The sequence below is a fragment of the Streptacidiphilus monticola genome (genome assembly GCF_042658505.1).
GTDB classification, from domain to species: Bacteria; Actinomycetota; Actinomycetes; order Streptomycetales; family Streptomycetaceae; genus Streptacidiphilus; species Streptacidiphilus monticola.
Map to the genome: position 1 here is coordinate 1 of NZ_JBHSQJ010000086.1, position 4,897 is coordinate 4,897.

Genomic DNA, 4,897 nt, shown 5'->3' on the forward strand with positions numbered 1-4,897 from the left:
CCGCGGTGGTCGTCGAGGGCGACGCCGTGCCGGAGGTGACGGCGCGTCAGGACGTCAGCAGCGGTTCAGGCCGTTGTGGAACGCCGCGGCGCCGTCCACGTAGGGCGCGAACGTCCAGGCGGTGTACGGGGCGTTGAAGTAGTCGCTGTAGCCGTACGCGCCGTAGTTGACCTGGCTCGTCTTGTACCAGACGTCACCGTCGTTGCCGACCTGCTGACCGACGACCCAGCAGATCGCCACGATGCTGTCGCCGTGGGAGGCCCAGAGGTCGGAGTCGTACTTGGCGGAGTTGCCGGTGGCCTGGGAGTAGACGCCGACCCCGTGGCTGGTGGTGAGCGAGATGGGGATGTACGTGCTCGCCGAGGCGCTGCCGGCGGACAGGCCGATGGCGGAGGCGGCCAGGGCGAGGCTGGCGATGGTGGTGCCGAGAATCTTGCGCATGGTGATCACTCACTCCTGTGAATGGTGTGGACATGCCAGACGTGGGTCCAGGTGCGTCCGCGCACGCCGGGGACGGGAGGCGGCCCGACCGCCCGCCGGGAGCGGGCCGGTCGCTGTCGGCCTCCGTCAGCATGGCCGGTGGGTCGGCGCGGAGGCCACGGTCCGGGACGAGCCTGGACGATTCCGGACTCGGTCCGTTCAGGCGTCCCTGCTCGGCGCGTGCGCCTTGTCCTCCTGCCGGGGACCGGCGTCGATCCGCAGCAGGATGTGGCGGGCACCCGCTCCGTGGTGCAGCACGGCGCGGGCGTCCCGCGGCAGGAAGAGCACCTCTCCGGGCCGGACCCGGATGCGGGCCTGGCGCGGCTCCTCCGCGGCCGGATCGGCGGAGAGGTGCACGCAGCTGGTCCCGCCCGTCTGGACCAGGAGGAGGCCGCCGGGCCCCGGCTCCAGCGGTCGGCCTTCCCGCTGCGGCCCGCCGGGAAGGTCCACCACGGGCCTCCCGACCAGCTCGGTCAGCCGTGCGGCAAGGCGCGGACCGGGAGCACCACCGGCGTCCGACGGCGGGTCGTACTCCGGCCACAGGACCGCCGGCCCGTGGTCGCCGCGCCCGCGGACGAACGCGGCGAGTTCCTCCGCGAACCCGCCTGCCGCACGTGCCTGCTGAGGACCCCAGAACACCGCGTGCCTCCCTTCCGGTCGCCGGGCGACGCCCGTCGGGGCCTTCATGGTGGGTGGCCCGGGGGCTGCGGCACAGTCAGGTCTTCGCGGTCCCGGGCGGTCCCGGCCGGTCCTGGCGCCCGGCGGGCTCAGTCGGGGACCAGCCCGGCCTTCGCCGCCGCCACGCCGGCCTGGAACCGGCTGTCGGCGCCCAACTGCGCCATGATGTCCGCGATGTGGCGCCGCGCGGTGCGCAGGGACATGCCCAGGCGACGGGCGATGGTCTCGTCCTTCAGCCCGGCGGCCAGCAGTTCGACGATGGTGTGGTCGATCTCCTGGGCGACCTGCTCCAGCCCCTCCGCCGCCGCGCTCGCGAACGGCCGGGCCCGCGCCCAGGTCTGTTCGAAGATTTCGCACAGGTAGGCCACCAGCCACTCCTGACGGATCGCCACCGCACCCCAGGAGCCGTCACTGGCGGGGACGAAGGCCAGTTCGCGGTCGAACACGATGATCCGCCCGAACAGTTCGTGGCTGGTGCGGTACTGGCCGCCCAGCCGTGACGCCGCTTCGACGTACGCCTGGCTCGGCCCGTTGAAGCGGGCCGTGTGGTGGTACAGGGTCCGCATCGTGATCCCGCGGCTGAGCAGCGCCTCGTCGCGCGCCAGCGCCTCCTGCATCGCCTCGGGCACCCGGCTGCCGCCGCCCGGCTGACTGGCCATCACCTCGCTGCGGCAGCGCGCGGCAGCCTCGTTGAGGGCAGCCCTCACCTCCGCGAGCGTGGGGATCACCTCGATGCCGGTTCCCCGTTCGTGCCGTGCCGCGTGGTAGTGCGGCACGAACGCCGACATCAGCGCCCGGCCGCGGGCGATCCGCTCCTGCTCCCGGCGGATGCGCGCCTCGCCCGGCGCCGCCAGCGCGGTCATCGCGGCCTCCGGGGCGACGGCATGGCCGACGCCGGGATCGGAGGCGTCCGCATGGACCAGGCACAGTGCGGTGAGCCGCGTCACCGCCTCCGCCGCACGCTGCTCCGACACGCCCAGTCCTTTCGCCAGCGCGGCAGGCTCGATCCGACGGTGCGTCAGGATCCACTGGTACGCGTCCAGATCGACCTGGTCGACGGCCTGCCCGGTTTCCTCACCGATGTCCATGTGTGTCCCCCGTTCCCTTTGCTGCCAGACAGTTTGATGAAGCGGCCGGCTCATGGTCCGCGCGGGTGTCGCACGGAAAGCTGATCGCACGGCCGACGCGGGACCGCGTCGCCGGAGCAGCCCATCGATTCCAGGAGGACGCCGTGCACCGCTTCCCGACCACCGGCAAGGCTCTCGTCGCCGCGCTGGCTCCGCTGCTGCTGGCCGTGCTCGTGGGCGCCGGCGCGACCGGCGCCGACGGAGCGCAGGCCCAGCGGGGTCAGACGTCGGCGCGCAGCGCCCAGGCCCAGGCCCTCACCGTGGTCCCGGTCCTGCCGCCCGCGGACACGTCCTGGGGCGGTTGCGGCGGGAGCTGCAACCAGCAGCCCTGACGCCGGCGCAGCGCCCAGGTCCCGGTCCCCCCGTGACAGCGAGGAACTGTTCATGTCCCCACCGACCCCCCGCCCGTCCCTGTCCCCGCGCGAGCGCGAAGTCCTCGAACACGTGGCCCAGGGTCTCACCAACGAATCCATCGCACGGCGCCTTCGGCTCAGCCCGCACACCGTGGACACCTATCTCCGGCGCATCCGCGCCAAGACGGGGACCGCCAACCGCGCACAGCTGGCCGTTCTCACCGTCGCCCGGACCGCGACCGACACTGCGACACGTCCGGTGCCTGCCCGGCGCGCGCCCGAGGGGGAACTCCCGGGCGCCTTCGCTCCCGGCGACCCCGCCGCCGGACCGCCCGATCCGGCGAGCGCCACCACACCCGTCGAACTGGTCCGGCAGTTGCGGCTGCTGAAGGCGTGGGCGGGGGAGCCCTCCCTGCGCGACCTCGAACGGCGGACGGGCCTTCCGCGCAGCACCCTCTCGCAGACACTCGACACGCGTCGCACGACCCTTCCGCCCCTCGAGCGGGTCACCGCCGTCGTTCGGGCCTGCGGCCTCCCGCCGGCCGCCGCCGAGCGGTGGCGGGTGGCCTGGAAGCGGGTCAGGATGCAGCACTGCGTCCCGGCGGGCACCCAACCAGGATGAACGGCGGCCGACTTGGGCCGACGAGGGGCCGCGGGCCGGCAGCCGCGCGGCCACCCGGGTGAAATCGCGCCGGGCCCCGGCGTCGTCGCCCGCGGGTGCCCGCGAGCGGAGGCGCAGAATCGGCGGGACCCCGGAACCCCTGGAAGTCCGGGACCCAGCAGCAAGAGGAGCGGACGGCCGATGGCGGAGTGTGAGGTCTGCGGGAACGACTACGCGATGTCGTTCGAGGTGCGAGCCGCCGGAGCGGTCCACGTCTTCGACAGCTTCGAGTGCGCCGTGCAGCGGATGGCGCCGATCTGCGACAACTGCCAGTGCCGGATCCTCGGACACGGGCTGCAGGCCGACGGGCAGTTCTTCTGCTGCGCCCACTGCGCCCGGCAGAAGGGGCACGCCCAACTGGTGGACAGCGCCTGAGTGTCGCGAGGTCCGCGCCCCGGCCGGGGGCGGCGGTCGAGCGTAGGCTGAGGGCATGGCCGTAGCCGCAGGTGAGTACGAGATCGGCAGCCGGCACGCCGGCAGGCTGCTGCTGCGCACCTTCCGCCAGGGGGTCGCCGCGAAGGCCGGGCACGACCTCGTGATCGAGGCCACCGAGTGGGACGGGCACGTCCACGTCCCCGCCGATCCGGCCCAGCAGCCGTCCGTCTCGGTGCGGGTGGACCTCGGACTGCTGAAGGTCCTCGAAGGCACCGGCGGCGTGAAGCCGCTCAGCGAAGGGGACAAGCAGCAGATCCAGCAGACCATGCGCAAGGTGCTGCAGGTCGATCGCGACCCGCACGTCCTGTTCACTTCCACCGGCGTGGACGTGCAGGACGGCGCGGCCGTCGTCGCGGGCGAGTTGACGCTGGCCGGGCAGACCCACCCGCTGAGCCTGGACGTGCGGCAGCGGAACGACAACACCATCGCCGGCACGGCCACCGTCGTGCAGTCCCAGTGGGGCATCCGGCCGTACACCGGGTTCTTCGGCGCGCTCAAGCTCCGCGACGCCGTCGACATCGAGTTCACCGCCTGGCTGCAATCGGGCTGATGCCGCGCTGACGGAGACTCAGCCGGGCCGGCGCGGCCGACGGGACGGCGGGGACAGCGGGAATGGGCCGGGGCGGACGGGGCAGCCGCGCTGCCAGAAGCCCGTGGCGACCCTCTCTCAGCTGGACTCCGTATGAACGCGAAGAACGAGAACCCCGCCGCCGCACCGGTTGCCGGGAACGGCCCGGCCGGAGCGGCGCAGCAGGCAGTGCTGCACCCGATGGACACACTGGCGTCCGCCGTGCAGCGGATCCCCGGAGCCGGGGTGGTGCGCGGCGCCGCCGACACCGTGCTGGACACGGTGGGTCTGGTCTCACCGCGCTCCCGCCGTTGGGCCGCCTACGCGGGCGCCGGGGTCCTCGGCGCGGTGGGCGTGGTCGAGTGGCCGGTCGCGGCGGCGGGCGCCGCCGGGGTGTGGCTCAGCCAGGGCCGGCGGCCGACGGGGGCCGCGCAGGCCCCGCAGGACGCCCCGACCCCGGCGGATGTCGCCCACGCCGCCGCCCGCTCCCACCACGGTCAGGGCGGCAAGCCCGAGCCGTCCTCCTGAGGCGGCCGCATGGGCCTGTTGACGGCCGTTCCGGCGGCGGGGCTCGGCCTCGCCGCCCGGGCGGCCG

Annotated in this window: 8 protein-coding genes; 5 read left to right on the plus strand and 3 right to left on the minus strand. The window is 74.0% G+C overall.

What is annotated here, in order from left to right; all coding sequences use genetic code 11:
* Positions 1–54: 54 nt before the first annotated feature.
* The 3 genes from ACFP3V_RS21385 to ACFP3V_RS21395 form a co-directional block, all read right to left on the minus strand.
* Positions 55–441, minus strand: a complete 387-nt coding sequence (locus ACFP3V_RS21385; RefSeq protein WP_380585831.1) for a hypothetical protein — start codon at positions 439–441, stop codon at positions 55–57.
* Positions 442–639: 198 nt separating this feature from the next.
* Complete coding sequence (locus tag ACFP3V_RS21390) at positions 640–1,119, minus strand: hypothetical protein (protein ID WP_380585833.1); 480 nt, start codon at positions 1,117–1,119, stop codon at positions 640–642.
* Positions 1,120–1,247: 128 nt separating this feature from the next.
* Entirely contained in the window at positions 1,248–2,246 is a 999-nt protein-coding gene (locus tag ACFP3V_RS21395) for a LuxR C-terminal-related transcriptional regulator (protein ID WP_380585835.1), read from the minus strand.
* A gap of 65 nt (positions 2,247–2,311) precedes the next feature.
* On the opposite strand from ACFP3V_RS21395, the gene ACFP3V_RS21400 reads away from it, so the two are divergent.
* The 5 genes from ACFP3V_RS21400 to ACFP3V_RS21420 all read left to right on the plus strand — a co-directional run bounded on the left by ACFP3V_RS21400 (position 2,312) and on the right by ACFP3V_RS21420 (position 4,830).
* Entirely contained in the window at positions 2,312–2,617 is a 306-nt protein-coding gene (locus tag ACFP3V_RS21400; RefSeq protein ID WP_380585837.1) for a hypothetical protein, read from the plus strand.
* Positions 2,618–2,669: 52 nt separating this feature from the next.
* Positions 2,670–3,260, plus strand: a complete 591-nt coding sequence (locus tag ACFP3V_RS21405) for a response regulator transcription factor (protein WP_380585839.1) — start codon at positions 2,670–2,672, stop codon at positions 3,258–3,260.
* A 180-nt stretch (positions 3,261–3,440) separates the two neighbouring features.
* Entirely contained in the window at positions 3,441–3,674 is a 234-nt protein-coding gene (locus tag ACFP3V_RS21410) for a hypothetical protein (RefSeq protein WP_380585841.1), read from the plus strand.
* 55 nt (positions 3,675–3,729) lie between these two features.
* Positions 3,730–4,284 (plus strand): YceI family protein, encoded by a 555-nt coding sequence (locus tag ACFP3V_RS21415; RefSeq protein WP_380585843.1) that lies wholly within the window; start codon positions 3,730–3,732, stop codon positions 4,282–4,284.
* Positions 4,285–4,416: 132 nt separating this feature from the next.
* Positions 4,417–4,830, plus strand: a complete 414-nt coding sequence (locus ACFP3V_RS21420; protein WP_380585845.1) for a hypothetical protein — start codon at positions 4,417–4,419, stop codon at positions 4,828–4,830.
* The last annotated feature ends 67 nt before the right edge of the window (positions 4,831–4,897 follow it).